This is a genomic window from Armatimonadota bacterium (assembly GCA_016125185.1).
Taxonomy (GTDB): Bacteria; Armatimonadota; Fimbriimonadia; order Fimbriimonadales; family Fimbriimonadaceae; genus Fimbriimonas.
Window position 1 is genome coordinate 1,827,947 of the sequence record WGMG01000006.1, and the last position, 19,909, is coordinate 1,847,855.

General features: G+C 56.5%; 16 protein-coding genes. 7 read left to right on the plus strand and 9 right to left on the minus strand.

The features are described 5' to 3' along the window. Window positions 1-226: 226 nt before the first annotated feature. Together GC165_16690 and GC165_16695 are read right to left on the minus strand one after the other, a co-directional pair. Window positions 227-679 (minus strand): hypothetical protein, encoded by a 453-nt coding sequence (locus tag GC165_16690; protein MBI1334507.1) that lies wholly within the window; start codon window positions 677-679, stop codon window positions 227-229. Between the two features lie 193 nt (window positions 680-872). After that, complete coding sequence (locus GC165_16695) at window positions 873-1,625, minus strand: glucose 1-dehydrogenase (protein ID MBI1334508.1); 753 nt, start codon at window positions 1,623-1,625, stop codon at window positions 873-875. A 93-nt stretch (window positions 1,626-1,718) separates the two neighbouring features. Here GC165_16695 and GC165_16700 point away from each other — a divergent pair, with 93 nt between their 5' ends. Together GC165_16700 and GC165_16705 are read left to right on the plus strand one after the other, a co-directional pair. After that, entirely contained in the window at window positions 1,719-2,354 is a 636-nt protein-coding gene (locus GC165_16700) for a TetR family transcriptional regulator (GenBank protein ID MBI1334509.1), read from the plus strand. A 493-nt stretch (window positions 2,355-2,847) separates the two neighbouring features. After that, window positions 2,848-5,133, plus strand: a complete 2,286-nt coding sequence (locus GC165_16705; GenBank protein MBI1334510.1) for a hypothetical protein — start codon at window positions 2,848-2,850, stop codon at window positions 5,131-5,133. Here GC165_16705 and GC165_16710 read toward each other — a convergent pair. The 6 genes from GC165_16710 to GC165_16735 form a co-directional block, all read right to left on the minus strand. Then, the gene (locus tag GC165_16710) at window positions 5,130-5,348 is read right to left on the minus strand and encodes a hypothetical protein (protein MBI1334511.1); all 219 of its coding nucleotides are present in this window, start codon (window positions 5,346-5,348) and stop codon (window positions 5,130-5,132) included. The two genes, GC165_16705 and GC165_16710, sit on opposite strands and share 4 nt — an antisense overlap. Beyond that, window positions 5,345-8,044: a Bacterial alpha-L-rhamnosidase gene (locus GC165_16715; protein ID MBI1334512.1), complete on the minus strand. Its 2,700-nt coding sequence runs from the start codon at window positions 8,042-8,044 to the stop codon at window positions 5,345-5,347. The genes GC165_16710 and GC165_16715 overlap by 4 nt, the downstream gene beginning before the upstream one ends. A gap of 39 nt (window positions 8,045-8,083) precedes the next feature. Then, window positions 8,084-8,869: a hypothetical protein gene (locus tag GC165_16720; protein ID MBI1334513.1), complete on the minus strand. Its 786-nt coding sequence runs from the start codon at window positions 8,867-8,869 to the stop codon at window positions 8,084-8,086. 562 nt (window positions 8,870-9,431) lie between these two features. Then, entirely contained in the window at window positions 9,432-10,457 is a 1,026-nt protein-coding gene (locus tag GC165_16725; protein MBI1334514.1) for a LacI family DNA-binding transcriptional regulator, read from the minus strand. A 206-nt stretch (window positions 10,458-10,663) separates the two neighbouring features. Further along, complete coding sequence (locus GC165_16730; GenBank protein ID MBI1334515.1) at window positions 10,664-12,130, minus strand: DUF1800 family protein; 1,467 nt, start codon at window positions 12,128-12,130, stop codon at window positions 10,664-10,666. A 50-nt stretch (window positions 12,131-12,180) separates the two neighbouring features. Further along, window positions 12,181-13,773 (minus strand): amidase, encoded by a 1,593-nt coding sequence (locus tag GC165_16735; GenBank protein ID MBI1334516.1) that lies wholly within the window; start codon window positions 13,771-13,773, stop codon window positions 12,181-12,183. On the opposite strand from GC165_16735, the gene GC165_16740 reads away from it, so the two are divergent. The 5 genes from GC165_16740 to GC165_16760 all read left to right on the plus strand — a co-directional run bounded on the left by GC165_16740 (window position 13,772) and on the right by GC165_16760 (window position 18,970). After that, window positions 13,772-14,611, plus strand: a complete 840-nt coding sequence (locus GC165_16740) for a DUF4331 domain-containing protein (protein MBI1334517.1) — start codon at window positions 13,772-13,774, stop codon at window positions 14,609-14,611. The genes GC165_16735 and GC165_16740 overlap by 2 nt on opposite strands. After that, window positions 14,611-15,222 (plus strand): DUF4331 domain-containing protein, encoded by a 612-nt coding sequence (locus GC165_16745; GenBank protein ID MBI1334518.1) that lies wholly within the window; start codon window positions 14,611-14,613, stop codon window positions 15,220-15,222. Before GC165_16740 ends, GC165_16745 begins: the two co-directional genes overlap by 1 nt. A 65-nt stretch (window positions 15,223-15,287) precedes the next feature. Beyond that, window positions 15,288-16,550, plus strand: a complete 1,263-nt coding sequence (locus GC165_16750) for a tetratricopeptide repeat protein (GenBank protein ID MBI1334519.1) — start codon at window positions 15,288-15,290, stop codon at window positions 16,548-16,550. Window positions 16,551-16,608: 58 nt separating this feature from the next. Continuing rightward, window positions 16,609-16,998, plus strand: a complete 390-nt coding sequence (locus tag GC165_16755; GenBank protein MBI1334520.1) for a BlaI/MecI/CopY family transcriptional regulator — start codon at window positions 16,609-16,611, stop codon at window positions 16,996-16,998. After that, window positions 16,988-18,970 carry a hypothetical protein gene (locus GC165_16760; GenBank protein ID MBI1334521.1) on the plus strand — a complete coding sequence of 661 codons (1,983 nt, stop codon included), beginning with the start codon at window positions 16,988-16,990 and terminating at the stop codon, window positions 18,968-18,970. The genes GC165_16755 and GC165_16760 overlap by 11 nt, the downstream gene beginning before the upstream one ends. 76 nt (window positions 18,971-19,046) lie before the next feature. Here GC165_16760 and GC165_16765 read toward each other — a convergent pair whose 3' ends face one another. Then, window positions 19,047-19,811, minus strand: a complete 765-nt coding sequence (locus GC165_16765; GenBank protein MBI1334522.1) for a DUF817 family protein — start codon at window positions 19,809-19,811, stop codon at window positions 19,047-19,049. Between the last annotated feature and the right edge of the window lie 98 nt (window positions 19,812-19,909).

A 19,909-nucleotide genomic window follows, 5' to 3' on the forward strand; every position in this document is an offset into this window, starting at 1 on the left:
GAAGTCAGAGAGCACAGATTGCTCTGAAAGGAGATTCCTCGCTCTGTGCTCTGTGCTCTGTGCTCTGTGCTCTGTGCTCTGTGCTCTGTGCTCTGTGCTCTGTGCTCTGTGCTCTGTGCTCTGCACTCTGTGCTCTGTGCTCTGCACTTAGCACTTGGCACTTGGCACTCCGCAAACAAAGATATCCCTTGGCGAAAGAGGGCATCCCAACGCAAGCGAAGCGCAACTAATTCAGCGTCATATCGTACGTGTTGGTCGCACCAATAACTCCGTTATGCGAAATGGTCACATTTCCACCCAGATGCCCATTGTTGATCGCCCAATTGCCATTTAGGGTGCCCGTCGCGCCTCCTTCGGAGATCGTACCGGTCACCACGCCGCTCGACGTGATCGCCCCCTGCACCGTGTAGTTCAGTTGAGTGGTGTTGTCGAATCCGCTTCCCGTGTACGATCCGGACGAGTTGATGGTGACATTGGCAGTTCCCGATTCGCCAGTCGACGCATAGGTACCCGACCAACTGCCCAAAAACGGCGAAGCGGTGACGGCCGTTCCGCTCCCTCCACAACCGGCAAGCCCGAAAAGAACGAGAGCCGCCGTTGCGATCGACCTGGCGTGACTCGACGACGAACGGATAGAGCGAAGATTTGTTTTGCAAAGGGAGAATCGTGACTTTTTCATGGTGAACACTCACGGACCGCTCATTGCGATCCAGCTCTGTTCATAGTGAAGGTAGGGCGTCAAACGCCGTCAATTCTCGGCTCCCGCTCGGTCGAACAAAGACTCGAAACACAACTCCCAACGCTGGAAGAAAAGGAGAGCCCCGATCTATCGAGGCCGACTCCAAACTCAAAACTTCAAACTCCAAGCTAAATCAAACCTGCCCCAATCCTCCATCCACAAACAGCTCAACACCGTTCACATAACTGCTGTCGCCCGAGGCAAGAAACACCGCCGCACGACCAATCTCGACCGGCTCGCCAACGCGACCCAACGGAACCATCGTCGTCACCTGCTCCTTGAACTGGTCGGCACCTTCCTTGCTGCCCGTGATGCCCTCGATGATCGGAGTATCGATCGGGCCGGGGCTGATCGAATTCACGCGAATCTTTCGATCCTTCAGATCGTTCGCCCAGCTTCGCGCAAAGGATCGAACCGCCGCCTTCGTCGCACTGTAAACGCTGAACGCCGGCATGCCCTTGATGCTCGCCACCGATGCGTTCAAGATGATCGATCCGCCATCGTTGAAGATCGGAAGCGCCTTCTGTACGCTGAACAGCAAGCCCTTGACGTTGATGTCGAACATCTTGTCGAACTGCTCTTCCGTAATCGATCCCAGCGGGGCCAATTCGCCGCCGCCCGCATTCGCAAACAGGACATCGATCTTGTGGCCGTCCTGAGCAATCGTCTCGTAGAGCGAATCGAGGTCGCCAAGGTTAGAAACGTCGCTCCGAACTGCCTTCACGTTGCCGCCGATGAGCTTGACCGCTTCATCCAGTTGATTCTGGCGTCGTCCCGTGATGTAGACGGTCGCACCCTCGTTGACGAACTCCTGGGCCGTAGCCAAACCGATGCCTGTGCTTCCGCCGGTGACGACTGCGACTTTTCCTTCAAGTTTCTTTGACATTGTGTTTTTCCTTGATGAGACAGTTTTGTACTGATCGGTAAATAATGTATCTCGCCTTGAAATTCGATGTCAAGGGCTTTTATACTAATTGGTATGAAAAGTGAAAAAACTTTGGGGGTGACGGGTCGACCGCGCTGTTTTTGCGTTCATGACGCTCTCGACAAAGCCCTTGAGGTTTTTTGGGAAAAGGGCTACGAGGGCGCATCCCTGACCGATCTGACCGAAGCGATGGGCATCAATCGCCCCAGTCTTTACGCCGCCTACGGCAACAAGGAACAGCTATTTGCTAAGGTTCTTGACCGCTATGCCGAGCTCTACGGTTCGTTCATTTCCGAAGCTCTGGCGCGTGAGTCGATCGACGACGCTGTTCACCGTCTCCTGTACGGAAGCGCCCACACGCTCACCCAACCCGACAAGCCGCATGGTTGCTTGGGCGTTCAAGGTGCCCTCTCGTGTGGCGAGGCGGGCGACTTCGCCAAACAAGAACTGATTCGGCGTCGAGAATTAGTGCAAGGCATGGTCCTTAACCGCTTGCGCCGCGCCGTCATCGAAGGTGAAATCCCCGAAGGCGTCGACCTCGAATCGATTACTGGTTTCCTCATGGCCACCAACAACGGAATGTCTGTCCAGGCAACCGGCGGCGCGACCCGCGAAGACCTGGAGAAGATTGCCGAAATCGCCCACCAAGCGTTCCGAACCGTAGCCCGGTTACAAGTCACCCAATCCTAGTCCGAACCCGTTTGGGAGTTGTGAGCGTCCCGCTCACAAAAAGGGCGTACTTTCTTCGGGTGCAAAAGCCCCATGGATGTTACTGATCCCTGTGAGGGTGGGCTTTACGAAGTTCCCGCCAAAGGGAAATGAGCAAAGCGAATCGGGACAGCCCATCAAGCATTGGTTGAAGGTGAGGCCGTGTAGGAGTTGTAAGCATCCCGCTCACAAAATGCGTTCCTCTTTCGAGAACGAAAGCCCGATGGATGTTACTGATCCCTGGGAGGGTGGGCTTCACGAAGTTCCCGCCAAAGGGAAATGAGCAAAGCGAATCGGGACAGCCCACCAAAGCTCCCAAGTAGGGTGAACGCAAATGGGGGCACAGGCGTCCCGCCTGTGAAGGAAGTCGAAAACTTCCAGTAAGACGTTTAAGCGACAAAAGTACGCGAACCGATTGGCTGATCCCAATGAATTCCCCACTTCCCAAAACCCCGGACTCCCGCATAATAAAGTCATGGTTGGAAAGGCGACGATCGCCTTCGGATTGGCTTGCGTCACGACATCGGCTTTCGCCCAAAACGTCGTCAAATTTGAACCATTCCCCTTGCGAAGCGTCACATTGCGATCTGGGTGCGTCGCCGACGTTCAGAACTCCGCCATCGAATTGCTCAAGTCAATCGACCCCAATCGACTCCTTAATGGATTCTATGCTGCCGCCGGGCTCAAGCCAAAAGCCGCCCCCTATCAAGCTCTACAAGACAACGACCTCGAAGCCGCCATGCTCGGCACCTACCTCACCGCTGCCAGCCAAGTCGTTGCTACCAACGGCGATCCAAAACTGAAAGCCAACATCGAGACCGTCATCGCTGGTCTGGCCGATTGCCAGAAGAACCTGTCCAGCGGCTACCTAGGAACGACACCCGACGCCGACAAAGCCTGGACCGAAATCCGAAGCGGAGACATCGACGCCTCTCCCCAAGCCCTCAACGGGATGTATGTGCCCTGGAAGGTCAACGCCAAAATCCTCTCTGGCCTCATCGATTGCTACAATCTGGCCGACAATGACAAAGCCTTAGCTGTCGCTACTAAGTTCGGCGATTGGACACTGGAGCAAACTCGTCGCCTAACCGACGATCTTTGGCAATCCATGCTCGTCTGCGACTACGGCAACATGGCCGAAGCCCTCGAAAACCTCACAAAGACTGTTAGGAATACGAAGTATCGAGACTTAGCCAAGAAGTTCTACGACCGAACATCTTTCGATCCTCTCGCGAACGCGACGGACCGTCTAGACGGTCTCGACGTCTATGCCATGACCCAAAAAGCGACGGCTCTCTCCGTTCTTTTCGAGTCGACCTCCAACCCCCAAAACGCCAAGACCGCCAAATACTATTGGTACTCAGTCGTCAAGCACCACGCTTACGCAACTGGAGGCTTCGGATACGAAGGACTCTTCAGCGCACCCGACCAGCTCTCCAATCACCTCTCCACCGAAACCTGCGATCTCGCCGCCGCATCCGAGATGTTTCGCCTCACCAGCCACCTGTTCCAATGGGACTCCCGCTCGGAATTCATCGACTACGAAGAGCGCCTTCTCTTCAACCAATTCCTGCCCAGTTGGAACACGCAAAACAGTTCGGTATCCGACCTAATACCCATGCGAAGCGGCCACTATCGCTCTTACCAATCGATCCTCGATCAGCCGTCCTGGGGACGCCTCGCCGCCCTCGAAACCGCCACCAATCTGGCCAGCAACATCTACTACCACCTCGCCAATCAACGCCTCTACGTGTGCCATTTTGTGCCAAATGATCTCACGTGGCTCGGGCAAACCGTCCGCCTAGACACCAATTTCCCTAAGGACGAGAAAGCAACTTTAACCATCGCAAAAGGCCTCCCCCACACCTACGAAATAGCCTTTCGGAAACCCAAATGGCTCGCGGCACCAATGACGATCTTGGTCAATGGCAAGGCCGTCACCACGACCTCATCCAACGGCTTTGCGATCGTCAAACGGCAATGGCGGACCGGCGATAAAGTTCAAATCACGATGCCAATAGGCATCGCACCTCTCCCAACTCCCGGTGATCCCAATCGCATCGCATACACCTATGGTCCTCTCGTCCTTGCAGGCGATCTTGGACCAATAACGAGCCCGCGCCCGCGTACTCCCGTCATGCTCGATGGAGACCCGCCCATCGTAAAAGCCGACAGTCTCCTAACCTTCAAAACCAACGGAGCCCAACCTCAAGACGTCACTCTGCACCCCCTGATAGACCTCGGGGATCGCCGCGTCGCGACCTACTTCGAGCACCTAACCGCTCAAGAGTGGGCTCAGGCCGACCAAGCCTATCAAACGGATGCGAACCAGCAGAAGGAACTCGACTCACGCACCCTCGACCGAGTCACACTAGGCGACGAAAAGTCCGAGCAAGCCCACAAGGTGGGTGGTCAGCAAACCGACACCGCCACCATCAACGAACGATCATTTCGCCGCGTTCTCACCGAAGGTTTCCTCGACCTTGAACTCAAATCGGACCCCAAGCTGCCCCTCCAAATCGTCGTAACCTACTGGGGCGACGAACGCGCTCATCCCGATTTCACGGTCATTGCCAACGGTCAGCAACTCGCCGTCGAACGCCTCGCCGGATATCCCCTCAACCGCTACTACCAGGTCACCTACAAGGTCCCCGAGGAAACCTCGGCCACCACGCAGATCATCAAAGTCCAGTTCCTCGCCGCCCCAACCAAGATCGGCCCCTGCGTTGCCGAGGTTCGTTCCGTCTACGCCCGCGGCTAAGACGGCGCCCGACCATATCGCCACAGCAAGATCACTCCAGAAATAAATAGCGTAAGAACGGCAAAGGACATCGGATAGTTGAAACTCACGTTAAACCCGATGCTGGAAGGGCCCTTGAAGAGGACATAGATTCCAAAACCGACCATCAAAACGCAGCTCACGGCGAAGGGTGCCATCATCAGGACTGCGACCGCGAAGATGGCCGTTCGCTTCATTTCAATGTCGACGTGAACTGATATCGGCCCGATCCAACCTCGAACACGCCGTCGCTCCCGACATGAACTCCAGTTTGGTCACTGGTCTTCGCATCCTGGCCCGGCATGATCACCGTCGCAACCGTATTCCCCGGAACATCCACGTCTAGCGTCAAGGCACTTCCCTTTCGATGCCACGAGACCGCAATTCGTCCATAAGGGCAGTCGTGATGCCCTTTTGCATAGGTCAGATCGCCGACAACCGAAGGCCGGATCAGAATCTTCTTGAAGCCCGGCGCCGCTGGACGGATTCCAAGAAGCGAACGGTAGAACCATTCGCTGACCGAGCCAAACATCGGATGGTTGTGAGAAAACGTGTTGTCGCTGTAGTCCCAATGCTCCCAAAGCGTGGTCGCGCCTTTCTCCAACATATAGCCCCAGCCGGGAAACGTTTTTTGGTTGGCGATGCGGTAAGCAACGTCGTCGTGGCCGTTGTCGCTCAGCGCTTCGAACAAGTACTTGGTGCCGAAAATACCCGTGGTGAGGTGATCATCGTGGGCTTTGATGTCCTTGAGGAGGACGTCGAGCACCTTAGACTTCATATCCTCGGGAACGAGGCCAAGGGCCAGCGGCATGGCTTGGCAACATTGCGTACCGATGTCGTATTTGCCTCTCTCGCTGTCGAGAAAGTGGTTGTTGAAGATGCGCTTCATCCTGTCGCGGCCGTTGATATCAGGACTTGGGTATCCGGTTCTAAAGGTGTCGAAGTCAAGCCATGCAATATTTGCGTTTAAAAAGGCGGTTCCAGTCAAGGCTCGCGATTTCGGTGCAATACTTTCGTGATCACCAATTCCATTGTCGAGAATCCCATTTTGGGACTTACCTCCAAGAAAATTCATCCACTCCACGATCAGAGATTGAGCTTCATCACTACTTTTGCCTGAGCTGTAATATCGATTCAATTCATGAATTAGGTAAACGTAGGCCGATCCCCACCCTACTGGGCCACTCTGTCCACCCAGCCCTTCGTCGGCGATACCGACATACGGAGCAGTTTCGGTGAATCCACCATTATCTCGCCGAGATTCGGCCAGGAGTCCGATCGTATTCGCGTAAAAGCGCGCCATATCGAACGTGTACATCGCCGTCTCACTGACCGCAACCTGGTCTCCGCCGTAGCCAAACTTCTCGCGATGCGGACAATCCGACTCGACACTAAAAATGTTGCTCAAAAGCGTCCATTCCACCATCGTCTGAATTCGGTTGAACATCGGGTTCGAGCATTCGAACGAGCCGATCTTCTCCACATCCGAATTCAGTCGTTCGCCTTCAAAGTCGGCCAATGCCGGCTTGCCTGGGTAGCCAGTGACCTCGACATAGCGAAAGCCGTGGAAGGTAAATCGAGGTTGAAAAGTCTCGACCCCCTCGCCTCTGCAAACATATTCGTCGATCTGAAAAGCAGTCTTAGGCTCGCCCTTCCCGGGATAGACATAATCTTTCCCGCCGCCCTTCGCCTGACCGGCCACGCTGGTCATTCCGTTCAGCGTTCCATCGTCGTAAAGCAGTTCGCCGCTCCGCAACCGAATTCGCGTCCCCGCCGGACCTTTCACCCTCATCTTCGTCCACCCAGCGAAGTTCTGACCAAAGTCGACAATGTAGGTTCCCGGCTTCGGCTCGGTGATTCGCACAGGTTTGAGCGTCTTCGTGATCCGGATTGGAGGCGTCTGCTGCAAGCTCAAAATCGTTTTGTTAGCGTCGGCCACAACCTTTGCGTGCCCCCAGGACGAATCGTCGAATCCCGGCCCATCCCATCCATCCTGCTCGGCGCGAGCATCATAAACCTCGCCGAGATAGACGCTGTTGCGAATGATCGGCCCATCGCTCGCTCGCCAAGAACCATTGCTCGCCACCGTCTCGGTCGAGCCGTCCTTGTATCGAATCTCAAGCTGAGCGATCAAGCGCGGATTGCCAATCGTGAGGTGCTCACGCAGATTCAAATGCCCCCACATCTTCAGCGGCAACGGGTTGAACCACCCGTTTCCCAGCATCGCTCCAAGGACATTTTCACCTTGCCGCAACTGCTTCGAAACATCGAACATCGAGTAAGAAACCCGCTTCGAAAAGTCCGTCCAGCCCGGATCTAACTGGTGATCGCCAACCTTTTCCCCGTTCAGACGGGGCTCGAAGTACCCTAGCCCACTAATAAACAGCATAGCCGATGCAACCGGCCTCTCAATCCGAAACGATTTTCGCAATAGCGGAGCCGGATCGTCGTCGAAGGGATCGACCGGCGCAAAGGTCTGCTTTACGGGACGCTCGATCCAGTCCGCCTTCCAAGAAGTCAAGCCGGTTCGCCATTCAGCGGGCGAGCTCCAATCGCTCGAAGACCCATTCTGATCCCAAACGCGAACTTTCCAAAAAGCTGACTTGTTGTCCCCGACTGACGCCCCTGCATAAGGAACCTGAATCGACTCGTCCGACTTAACCTTTCCGCTGTCCCACAGATCGCCTTTGCCCTTCTTCAGAGCCTCTGCCGATGAAGCAACCAAGATCTGATAGGCGGTCTGCCGAAGTCCTCGCTCGGCCGACTGCAACTGCCAGGCAAGGCGAGGACGAGCAACATCGACCAAGCTTGGGCTCGTTTGGTACTCGCATCGCAGGTTGAGGACGGAGACGGACTTCATGAGCATCGACGAGACAACGACGGTGAGTAACATAGTCGGCTTGCCTACAGCATGCCACACTCGCGCCGCAATCTACAATTGCGCCAACTCGGCGACTTCCAGCGTGGACTCCAGGGCGAGCGTCTTTTTCACGATCCCCTCCGGGTCCAAACCCGGTCGATGGATCGGCCAACGGGCCGCACTCCGAATCGCCTTCGGAGTCTCCGTTCGGAAATGGTCGAGTTCAACATCGGTCGGCTTTCGAAAGGTCCAATCCATCTTCAAGACCTCATCTACGCCGACAATTTGGGCTCTCCGCTTCAGATCACCCAGAAACTGCCCAAGATTCTCCAGGCCACGACGGTAGGTGTCGTCGTCCACGGGCTCAGACTCTTCTGGCGTTCCGGTCATCCGGCCGTTTGCGAAAGGCACATCCCAAAACTGAACGTGGCAAAAACGGGTTGGATGACCAACAAAGATTCCCAGCCAAGGAGCCTGTAGAATCTGGACCGTCTGTAGAACCGACTCACTTCGAAGTTCAGCTCGCTCATCGTCCAGCCAATCCGCTTCGGAAACGCTGATCGCCTGCGGTAACCCAAGCACACCGTTATAGCGATGGGGCGTGAACCCCGAAACCGCCGTTAGGGCATAGGAATACGCTGGGATTCTCAATTCCCCCAAGGCGTAGGTGATCTCCGGTGCCCAAGTGTTGCCCGCCCCGCCCCAAAAGTCGGGCGTTCGATGAAACGCGGTTCGAAAGGCGTCCAATCCTCGCCCTTCGCTCGCTAATGCTAGCCGACACCCATCCTCGTACGAGACGTCGGCCAGCATCTCCATCGTCGTGGGATGCACCGAGTGCGTGTCCGTGTGTAACCCCAAACTATGAGAGTGAAAAGCTTCAATTAAGTCCTTACGTCCTCGTTGAACCAGCGATCGACATTTCTCGCCGGTCAAACAAAACGAACCCCGAATTCCCAGTTGGGAAAATAGATTGACTAAATCGAGCGCTGCGTCGTCCGATCGAGGATTGATCGGGTCCTCGACATCCATGAAAACCGAGACTTTGCCCATAAACCCGATGGCAAGTATATCGAGAAAAAAACGCCCGCGTCCATGATGACGCGGGCAAGTGTATGGGGTTTTACTCGTGAGTTAAACTTTCTCTTGATCTCTTCATTACCGACGACCAGCCGGCGACAGAGTCGCCGGAAGGCGCGTCGACCGATCGGTCGCAGCTCCTGGGGCTTTCGCCCAAGAATTCCTCTAATCCCCCCACTCTGGAATCCTCCAAGGGTTCAAGCAAAGGACTTCTGCAAGCGCAGAAAAAGGTCTACGCTCACCCGCGACCCAATCAGATGGATCGAAACGTATTCTACACGAGAACGTTCTTGCCCGCAAGAATTGGTACTAGTTTTTCTTGACAACGGTGGAAAAATTCCCCTTAACCAGATGACCTTTCGACTAATTCCATGGGGAAACGAGCCAAACGGGTTTCGATTAACGGGTTTTCAATTCGACTCAACAGCCATTCCCAAGACTGGTCCACCAGGTCTTGAATAGGAATTCGGATCGAGGAGATCGGAACGTTCCAATCTTGCCCTTCCGGCAGATCGCCATATCCCCAAATTCGGCAGTCATCCGGCACTTTCGCGCCTTTCGCCTGAATCGCCTGGATCGCGCCGATCGCAAGGCGGTCGCTAAAGCAGATGATCGCATCGGGAACGGGATTTTCAGCCAAGTACTCGCTCATGGTGATATAGGCCGCATGCCCATCCTCACCCCTAGCTGCTAGGTAGGTTGTTTCCAGTCCGGCGTCGTCCATCGCTTCGGTGTAGCCACGGCGACGCTGTTCGCGCGGATAATCTTGCAGCACCCAGTCGAGGGTTAGATGAGCGATCCGCTTGCAACCCTTCTCGATCAGATTGTTGGTCAAAAGGCGCGAAGCAACGGCCACTTCCCAGCCGATAGAGTCGGAATTTCTAAACTCTTCAAAGCCCAGGACCGAAACCGGAATCGTGTCGTTTCGAGGATCTTCGCGAAACGAAATGATCGACTTACCGGCATCGACAGCGATCACGCCGTCGACCGGCCAAACCTTGGGAGACTCGCCTTGTCCAGCATAGGCGAACTGGGAGTCGAGACCGGAAACCAAAAGCCCATGGTCCGTACAGCGAGCCTTTTCGGAGATCGCCCGAAGAAAGAGGAACATGTTCGGGTTGAACCGCTCCATCGGAATCCAAACCGAGATCAAATCCGTCTTGCCAGACTGAATCGCCTGGGCAAAACGGTTCGCTCGGTAACCCACCTGCGCGGCAGCATCGCGAACTCGCTGTCGCGTCGTGTCTGGCAGGCGAACGGTTGGATTGCCCGATAACACGTGCGAAACCGTCTTGATGGAAACGCCCGCAATTTCGGCAACGTCGGCGAGTGTGACCCGCCGCCGCTTAACATCGTTTTCTGGAGGCATGACTAGTGCCGCCCCCTTGGCCTCTCTACTTTCCAATTTTGTCCCCTTAACATAACTCCCAATGCTGGATTATTACCAATAGTCTATGCGTACATAGTGATTTCCCAACGGAAATCGCGCAACTTGGTACTTTCGCCGCAATGGGTCGCACCCTCTTCGGGGCGCTTCTACAATGAGTATCGGTTTGGTTCTAAATTTCTGTACAGTTAGGCCATTTGAAATTCGGGAATCGCCACCATTAGCTTCATCACATCTCCTAGCATTTTGCTGGCCGAGTCCTTGTCTTTGAGCGCACTCGCTCCACCAAGCTTTGTGCAAGATTCGACCAAAAGCCTTCGCTTTTCGGATGGAATCTGACCATCGAAAATCTCTAGGAGACTATCAACGATCTTGTCTGGCGTATCGGCGTGAAAGTCGGTCGTCAGTTTAGCGGCAAGATACGTTGCGATTGGATGGTTTTTGTCCTCGTTTTGCAGCAGAATCGCCGGTAGCTGGATACGAGCCGTCATGTTGTTGGCCGTGATCCACGAGTTGCCCCACTCCCAACCGCCCACATTTGGCGGGTAAGTCAGCAGAAACCCCTCCCGGCTCATCAAATAGAAGACTCCTCCGGCGGTCCCGGCAACCTCGGGACGCATGGGCTTAAATTTGTCCGTGACCGTCCCACGCAACTGCAGAAGAATGTCTTGCAGGGCTAGCTGACGATAAGTTGCTACGTAGTAGTCCGGCGGACTCTTCGGGCGTCGATAAACCTGCTTTTCGTCCCAGAACTCGTTCGACGTCGCGATCTGTCGCAAAACCGGCTTGATCTCAAAGTTGCTCGACGAAAACGTCGCGGCAAGTTGGTTGACGAGCGAATCCGAAACCTCACCCTCGATGAACCATTGTGCAAGCTTCTTGGTGATGTACTTGGCGCAGGCGGGATGATCGCACAGCAGGTTCAAAACCTGATCGCCGTCGAAACGGCCGGTTTGGTTGAGAATCGTTTTGTCACCCCCGTCGTGCAGAGACGGCACGATGCAGAACGAAAGCGGCGATCTCCCCTTGCGCGCTTCCTCCTGCACGACCTTATCGAACGGACGGTTTCCCCCAATGTCGATGTAGTGCAGGCTCCAACCGGTGAACGCCCGAGCACCCTCTTTAACGTCCTTTTCGGTGTAGCTTCCGATGCCGAGCGTGAAGAGCTCCATCACCTCGCGCGCAAAGTTTTCGTTCGGATGCTCGTTCGTGCTCTGCTGGGTATCCAGATAGAAGATCATCGCTGGCGTCTTGCTAACCTCCTTCAGAAGCGTTCGGAAATTGCCGTTAGCATGTTGTCGAAGTGTCTGCTGATAAAGAAGCATGTTCGGCCCATCGGCCACTTTCTCAGCGCTGACTGCGAAGTGGTCATGCCAGAACAGCGTGAGACGTTCCTGCAGAGGTCTTCGGGTCATCACCATGCGCAATGCCCACCAAGCCCCAAATTTGGTTGGGTCGAATTGGATGAGCCCCTCATCGCCGTACCCGGTCATCTCCCAGGGATCGACGGGAAACTTCTCGTCGACCTTGTCGTAGTCGATCAGTCGATCGATGGTCCCATCCACCCCAAAAGGCATGTATTGGTCCACCTCATACTTGCCCGCTCCCAGCCCAAACCGGCGGAGCAAGTGGGAAATCTTCTCGCGCTCGTTCATATTTGGATTATAAGGCGAGCCGGGTGATTGGTTGCAGCCTGGGCCAAAAGCTAACGAATGGCGGTCTCAAGAAATTTCGGCGCCTTTCGGTGTCCAGTGGCGCGTTCAAACGCGTAGGCGTACGAAAGCAGTTTGCCTTCGCTCCACGCGCGGCCAAAGAACGTGATGCCTACGGGCAATCCTCGAACGTTGCCCGCTGAGAGAGTCACCGCAGGATATCCTGCCACTGCCGACGGGGTCGAACTGCCGCCCGTAAAGTGGTCGCCGTTCAGCAAGTCGGTAGTCCAGGCCGGACCACCCGTGGGAGCGATGATCGCATCCAGCTTAAGCTTATCCATGATGCCGTCGATGCCCTCATCCCGAGAAAGCCGATGGTTTCGCTCCAACGCTTTGATGTACTTCTTGTCCGTCAGCGGCCCTTTTGCCTGAGCTTGATGGAATATCTCCTGACCGAAGAACGGCATTTCGCGATCCTTCATTTCGTCATTCATCTTGATCAGGTCCGCCAGCGTTTTCGCCTTCAGATTTCTCGCCCGCAAGTACGCCTCGATGTCGTGCTTGAAGTCGTACAGCAACACCTCAAGCTCCGTATCGTCGTATTTTCCGTGGCTCGGCAGGTCCGCCGGATCGACCATCACCGCGCCAAGCTCTTTGAGGACGAGGATGGCCTCGTGCATGATATAGTCGACCTTATCGTTGAAACCGAAGAACTTCCGCGCAATGCCGATGCGAGCGCCCTTCAGAGCTCCTGGCTTTAAGAACTTCAGGTAGTCGCTCGCCCCTTTGTAGCCCTTCGAAGCAGAGTCATTCGGGTCTTTGCCCGCCAGAACGCCGAGCAACAGAGCCGCATCGGTCACGGTGCGAGCCATCGGTCCGGCCGTATCTTGGCTGTGCGACAGAGGGATAATGCCCGTTCTCGACACCAAGCCGACGGTCGGCTTCACGCCGACCAACCCATTGTTCGTAGAGGGGCACACAATCGAGCCATCGGTCTCGGTTCCAACCGCGATTGCACAGAAGTTCGCCGACGCCGCCACCCCCGAACCAGAGCTGCTTCCGCAAGGATTGCGGTCCAATGCGTAGGGATTCTTGGTTTGCCCACCGCGGCCGCTCCAGCCGCTCGTCGAGTGAGTCGATCGAAAGTTGGCCCATTCGCTCAAGTTCGTCTTGCCCAAAATGATCGCGCCCGCTGCGACCATCCGCTTCACGATGAACGCATCTTCCTTGGCGACGTTCCCGTCCAAAACCAGCGAACCTGCAGTCGTCATCATCTTGTCGCCGGTCTCGATGTTGTCTTTGATCAAAATCGGAATGCCATGCAAAGGTCCGCGGACCTTGCCCGCCGACCGTTCCTCGTCGAGGCGTTGCGCGATCTCCATCGCGTCTGGGTTCAACTCGATCACCGAGTTAGTTTTGGGCCCGCTCTGGTCGACGGCATGAATGCGCTCTAAATACTGTTGAGTGATGCTCGCGGACGTCTCCGAGCCTTCCTTCATCGCCTTCTGCAGGTCGGCGGTCGTCTTTTCCTCAAGGTCGAAGTCGGGCACGGAATAGGGGTGCCCGTTCTCATTCGCCAATAAATTGCCTGCCATCGCCGAGACACCGGTCGCGAGGCCGGCTTTGAGAAAATCGCGTCGCTTCATGAGCCTTTCCCTATCTTTGCACAAACCGACCTTCGACCCATTCTTTTCGGAGTTCATCGCTCGGTCACGTCGCATTCAGCCTTCATTCAGATTCGCCACGTTTCATGGGGATTGTAGTGCCTTTCCACCAGTCAAAGGCGGAGAACCATCCATGAAGAAATCGTTTGTCCCTATTCTCGCCGTGCTCGGTCTCGTGACCGCTGCGGGCGTGTTGGGCGTTCGCCAGGCTATCGCCTCGGACCACGCCGACACGCCGCAGATCGCTCAGTCGCCTGGCACCGACCTTACCGACGTCTACATCTTTCCTAGCCCAAACAACCCGAACAACGTGGTCCTCGTGATGAACGTCAACCCGCTCATCACCCCAAGCACAAAGAACAGCACGTTCCTGGACCCGAACGTCCTCTACCAGTTCAAAATCGACAACAACCTCGACGGCCGCGAAGATCGCGTCATTCAGGTCTGGGCCGAAGGAACTGGATCTGGACAGAAGATTCGGGTGGCCGGACCGTCCGTTCCCGCCAGCGTGGGCACGAACAACGGCAAGCTGAAGCCCTACGACGTCGCAGGGGACTTCAACAACGCCTTTAGCCCAACGAACGGCATGCAGGTGTTTGCCGGAGTGCGCGAAGACCCGTTCTTCTTCGACCTGGAGCAGTTCTTTACGATCTTCCCAGACCGAGCAACTCCAATCACCGGAGTTCCCGTCGATAACCCCAATGACCCGCAAGCGACCACTTGGCGAGCCCCTGGCACCGCGGTCGACTTCCTTTCTAACGGCAACTACAGCGTCATCTCGATCGTTGTCGAACTGCCCAAAACCATGGTGACCAACTAATGAAATCGATTCGAAATCTTGCTTTTCTGTCGCTAGCCGCCGTTCTCGGACTTGCTGGTTGCGCCGGCTCGAACACGACTCCCGTCACTGGAAACGTGATCGGCCTCTGGGCCACGACCGGCGTCAAGAGCGGGAACGTGTACGCTCAGCGCGACCGCCTCGCCAATCCGGTCGTCAACGAGGTCTTCGCCACCGTCGCCAACGATCGCCATAAGATCAACGACGAAGCTGAGCCCGACCAGGACTTCCACGAACTCAAGAATGACATCAACACATTCATGACTCAGGTCGCGGGACGATCGCAAGCGACCGCCAACGTGGTCACTTCGGTTCTCGTTCCCGACACCATGAAGGCCGACCTCTCGCAAAGCGGCCCGGCTTCGTACCTCGGCCACGAAACCGGTGGCGCGACCGGCGGCACCTTTGGCGGACGAGCGCTGACCGACGATGTCGTCGACATTTCGCTTGGCATCGTGTTTGGCAACACCGTTTCTGCCCTCGGCCTCGCGCCCGATGACGGAAAGGAGATTCCGACTCTCACCAGCGACAACGTGGACGCGAGCGGAAAGCACTTCATCTCGACATTCCCCTACCTTGGCGCACCGCAGTAGAGCTTCACACCCGGACACTCCCTGATCCCACGGGGTCCCGCTAGTCGGGGCCCCACCCAACCGCTATGAAATCTTTTGCTTATCTTGCCCTGATCGCCGTCGGAGTCGGGTCCGTCATCATCGTCTGGCCCCGCCGAACCGAAGCTGCCTCCCCTGCCGCCGTCCCCCATCGACCTTACGATTCCGCCCTCGCCGCTCATGAGGTCGACTTCAACCTCGCGCGGGTTCGCCGCGATCCAGGAGGGGCAATCGGTTGGCGTCAGCTTGCCTCGGCTTACCTAACCGAGGCCCGACAGAAGGAAGATCCAAAGCTGGCCATCAAGGCTCAGCAAGCTGCCGAACGTTCGCTCTCCATCCGTAAAGCGCGGAATGCCGGAGCTGCCATTCTCATCGCCGATGCGTTGCTGGAACAGCACCGCTTTGAAGAAGCCCGCCAAGCCTGTGAAACGGCCCTTGCAATCGAACCCGGTGCCGATGCCGCCGAGCGGACGATGACCGACATCGACTTTGAACTGGGGCGGTACGACGAAGCCGGGCAACGCATCGCCGCTCACCCGGATTGGCGCAAGGACCCAGCGGGCATGGCGCTCATGGCGAGGCAAGCAGAAACGTATGGCCATCCCGATCAGGCCGAAATGTGGCTGACTCGGGCCGTACAGACTGCCGATGCCGACTACGAACTGCCCGCTACAACCGTTAGTTGGTTTCACGTGAAACTTGGCGAATTGCAAACCCGATATGGCCACTACGACCAGGCCGACAAGCAACTCAAGCAGGCCCTCGCCCTCTACCCCGAGAGTTGGAAAGCCCTCGCCGCGATGGCTCGCCTCTGTGCCAAGACACGAGATAAAGACGGTGTCCTGTGGTACGGAAAACAGCTCGACGAAGTCGCTCCCATGACCGATGTGGTCGGCTTGATGGAGGACGCCGCTCGGACCAAAGGAGATGAGTCTGACGCCGATTTATACGCGAAATATGTCTTAAAGCTAAACCAATCGACCATCGATCTTGGCGTCAAGCCCCACACTCCAGCCCAACTGAAGAATGGCCATACCCATGACCGAATGTTCTGCCTCTACCTAGCCGAACACGGCAAAATGCTCGACCTCGCCCAGCACGCCGCCACCCACGAACTGGCCAGCCGAAAGGACATCTACTCGTACGACACGTACGCCTGGGTCACCTTCCTCTGGGGCAAAGCCAAAGGCTCTCGAATCGATGTCGTCGAAGCAAAACAGTCGATCGACAAAGCCCTCGCCACCGGCACCAAAGATCCGCAAATCTTGGCCCACGCCAAAGCCATTGACGACTATTTGCAAAACAATTAACGACATTTGTCGTTTTTAGTGATACAATGCCTTTGCCGACAAATGTCGGTAAAGGCTTATGAGAAAGAAACCGAGCATCGGCCGATCCGAAAGCGAGGTCCTGCGGTTCATCGCCGAACAGGGCACCGCGACCGTGACCGAGGTGGGCGACCACCTCGCCACGACCAAGGGGCAGACCCGCAACACCGCCCTCAACATGATGGAGCGGCTTCGGCAAAAGGGTTTTCTACAGCGGACGAAGGTTGATGGCGTGTTCCGCTACCGCCCCGCCGACCAAGATTCGAACTTGTTCGAAGGCTTTGTGGAGGATTTTGTCGACGGAATCTTGGGCGGTTCGGTGACGCCGCTCGTGGCATACCTGGGCCGCCGGGCCGAGGTCGATGACGAACAGCTTGCGAAGCTGAAAGAACTGGTCCGGCAGTTGGACGAGAGGCGAAATGAACCCTGAATTCCTTCTCTCCGCCGCGTTGCAGACCAGCGTCGTCTTCCTGTTGGTCTGGTTGGTCTTTCGCCTTGTCCCGGCGATTCCGGCTAACACCAAAGCGTGGATCTGGCGTTTGGCATTCCTCAAGCCGCTCATCGTTCTGCTTCCCTTCGCGGTCGTAACGTTGGCCGTGCTTCCCGCAAAAGCTGTGGAACCAACGACGGTCATCACCATCCCAACACAGGAGACAACCTCGATCGTCGCCGCCACAACTACCACTTACCCAGCGCCTAAAAGAACCGTCGATCCGTGGCTGACCACGTGGCTGGTTGGTATTGGAGTTCTGAGCCTCGTGGCCCTTACGGGAGCCTTTCGAGTTCGTCGCTTGATTCATAAGGCCGAACTAGTTCCGGCGAGCATCCAAGCCCTCGCCGAAGAATTCCTCGGCCCCAGAAACCGAATTCCGATCCTCCAGTCGGGAGACATCGCATCTCCACTGCTCGTCGGGCTTCGTCGTCCGACCGTGATCCTGCCCACCAGCCTTTTGGAGTCTGAGGGACTCGCCGATGTCCGCCTGATGCTCGCCCACGAGTTTGCCCACTTGGGACGTCGAGACGCCGTGTGGTTCGTCTACTTTTGGCTGGTCCAAACCCTGCTCTTTTTCAATCCGGTCGTCTGGCTCGCCGCACGGTGCGCCCGTCTCGACCATGAATCGGCAACCGACGAGTACGCCGCGAAGCTGGCGGCCGTACCTGTCCCGACCTACGCAGAAATGCTCTTGCGGGCGACGGTGGTTACGCGCGGCCCCCTCGCACCCGGAGCCCTAACGATGAGCGAATCCTATCGCTCCATCCATCGAAGACTCGAAGCCATGAAGCACTTCAAATCTCAATCGACACCCCTGCGCAAGACGGCGACCGTCGCCCTTGCCCTCGCCGTCGTGGGGCTCCTCCCACTCTATCAACTTGCCCAAGCGACGCCGCAGAGCAAAAACAAGTCTAAATCGACTCCCAAAGTCGTGACCGGAAAGGCTTCCGGCAGCCTCAAACCTGTGGTGGTCCAGGGCAAGCCATCCGGTAAGTCGTCGACCAAACCGGTCCTGGCCAAAGGCAAACGGCTCAAGCCAGTGGTCGTGAAGGGTAAGGCGATTCCACCGGCTCCGGCCGTCGTTCCCGTTAAAGGCGTTCCCGCTCCAGCTCAAGCGCCAAATGCACCCGCTCTCGCCCCGGCCCGCGGAGTCCCTGCCGCCGCCGCACCCAAAGGTGTCCCCGGAATGCCAGGGGAACCTGCGACTCAGCCTGCTCCCGCCGCGCCGAAATCGGTTCCCGGTTTCATCATTCCTGGTGGTGCCACGCCGACTCCGCCCCAAGCAAAGCCTGGAGCGACGGCTCCCGCAATGGCGCCCACTCCCAAGCCCGCGGGTGACCCGATTCGAGGGAAAGCCGCGCCTGCGACCAAGCCAGGAGACAGCGACCCGTTCCATCAGCCCGGCACTCCTGTTTCGACGCCAACACCGAAAGGAAGCGACCCGTTTATTCCCGGTAAGACCGCTCCAACGCCGACCGCAAAACCCGGTTCAGAACCGCCGAAGCCGGTTGGTGGAAAGGGTTGGGCTCACGCCACGCCGGGCTCCGACGCTCCGACGTTGCCGGGCCTCGCTGCACCTGCCGGTTCGAATAATGGTGTTCGCACCTTGGTCTATTTCGACAAAGTCGGATCCTTGGCCCCCAACTCGAAAGCACCTATCAACTCGGTTGTAGTGTCGGATGCCTTGGTTTCCATCGATCTGCACGATGTGGACGTTCGCGAAGCCCTCCGCGTGATCTTTCGGGATACAAAACACCAGTTGAAACTCGAAGACAAGGTCAATGGCCACGTCACCACCAAGTTGGACCGAGTCCCCTTTGATGAATGCCTCACGAACCTCCTCAAAGCCGTCGGAGCGAGCTACGTCATCGAGAACGGCGTCTACAAAATTACTCCGATTAAGGAGTAACCGTATTCAAAATGATCGTCCGCTCGAATAGTTAGCGGGCGATCATCGGTCCAAGCCCAAGAGCAAAGGAGCAAACCTAGCCAGCCACTAGCGCCTCGCGCTCCTCCCCCCGTTCCTTCCACGTCCAGATCAGCACGAATGCCACCATCACCATCATCGACCAACTCACGATCTTGGTCGCGCCCACAAGCTCCCAGCCATCCATCTGATGCGGATAGAGCCACGCCCCGAGGTAAGTACACAGGTTTTCGCCAACCCACACGAAGAATCCGATGAGCCCAAAGGCGACAGGCATCGGCATTCGGAAGCGCCCCTCTCGACACGTAAAGTGTGCTTGGCTGGGCAGAAACATCGCCAATAGCGCGAGGATGATCCAAATGCGATTGTCGCCAAACGTCTTTGCCGTGAAGAAGTTGATGTAGATCAGCCCGACTCCCAGCAACGCCCAAGCCTTGCGCGGCATCCGCGTAAACTCAAGCCCGAACACCCGATACGCCTGGAAGACGTAGCTCGCTACGCTGGCGTACATAAACCCCGAGTAGAGCGGCACGCCCGAAAACTTAGTGTAGGCAAATTCAGGATAAGTCCATGATCCATGCCTTACTTTGTACAGTTCGAGGGCTAGACCAACGCCATGAAAGGCCGTCACCGCCACCAACTCCTTCTTGGTCTCCAGCTTGCTCCACACCATGTAGACCTGCATGGCCAGGCACGCGGCGAGCATGAAGTCGTACCGGGGCATCACGTGTTGCCAATGCGACACCGCGAGCATGCTGAAGATGAATAGCGCGAAAATCGACGCCTGCAATTGTTTGACGAAGAAGGTCAGGAACTCGCGCATTTGATAAGACCTTACCGACTCGAAAGTGCGTCGGTTCCTATAACTTTCGCATCCGCCCGAGACTAGGCTTGCCAAAACTGTTGCTTCGGTTTAGAGTT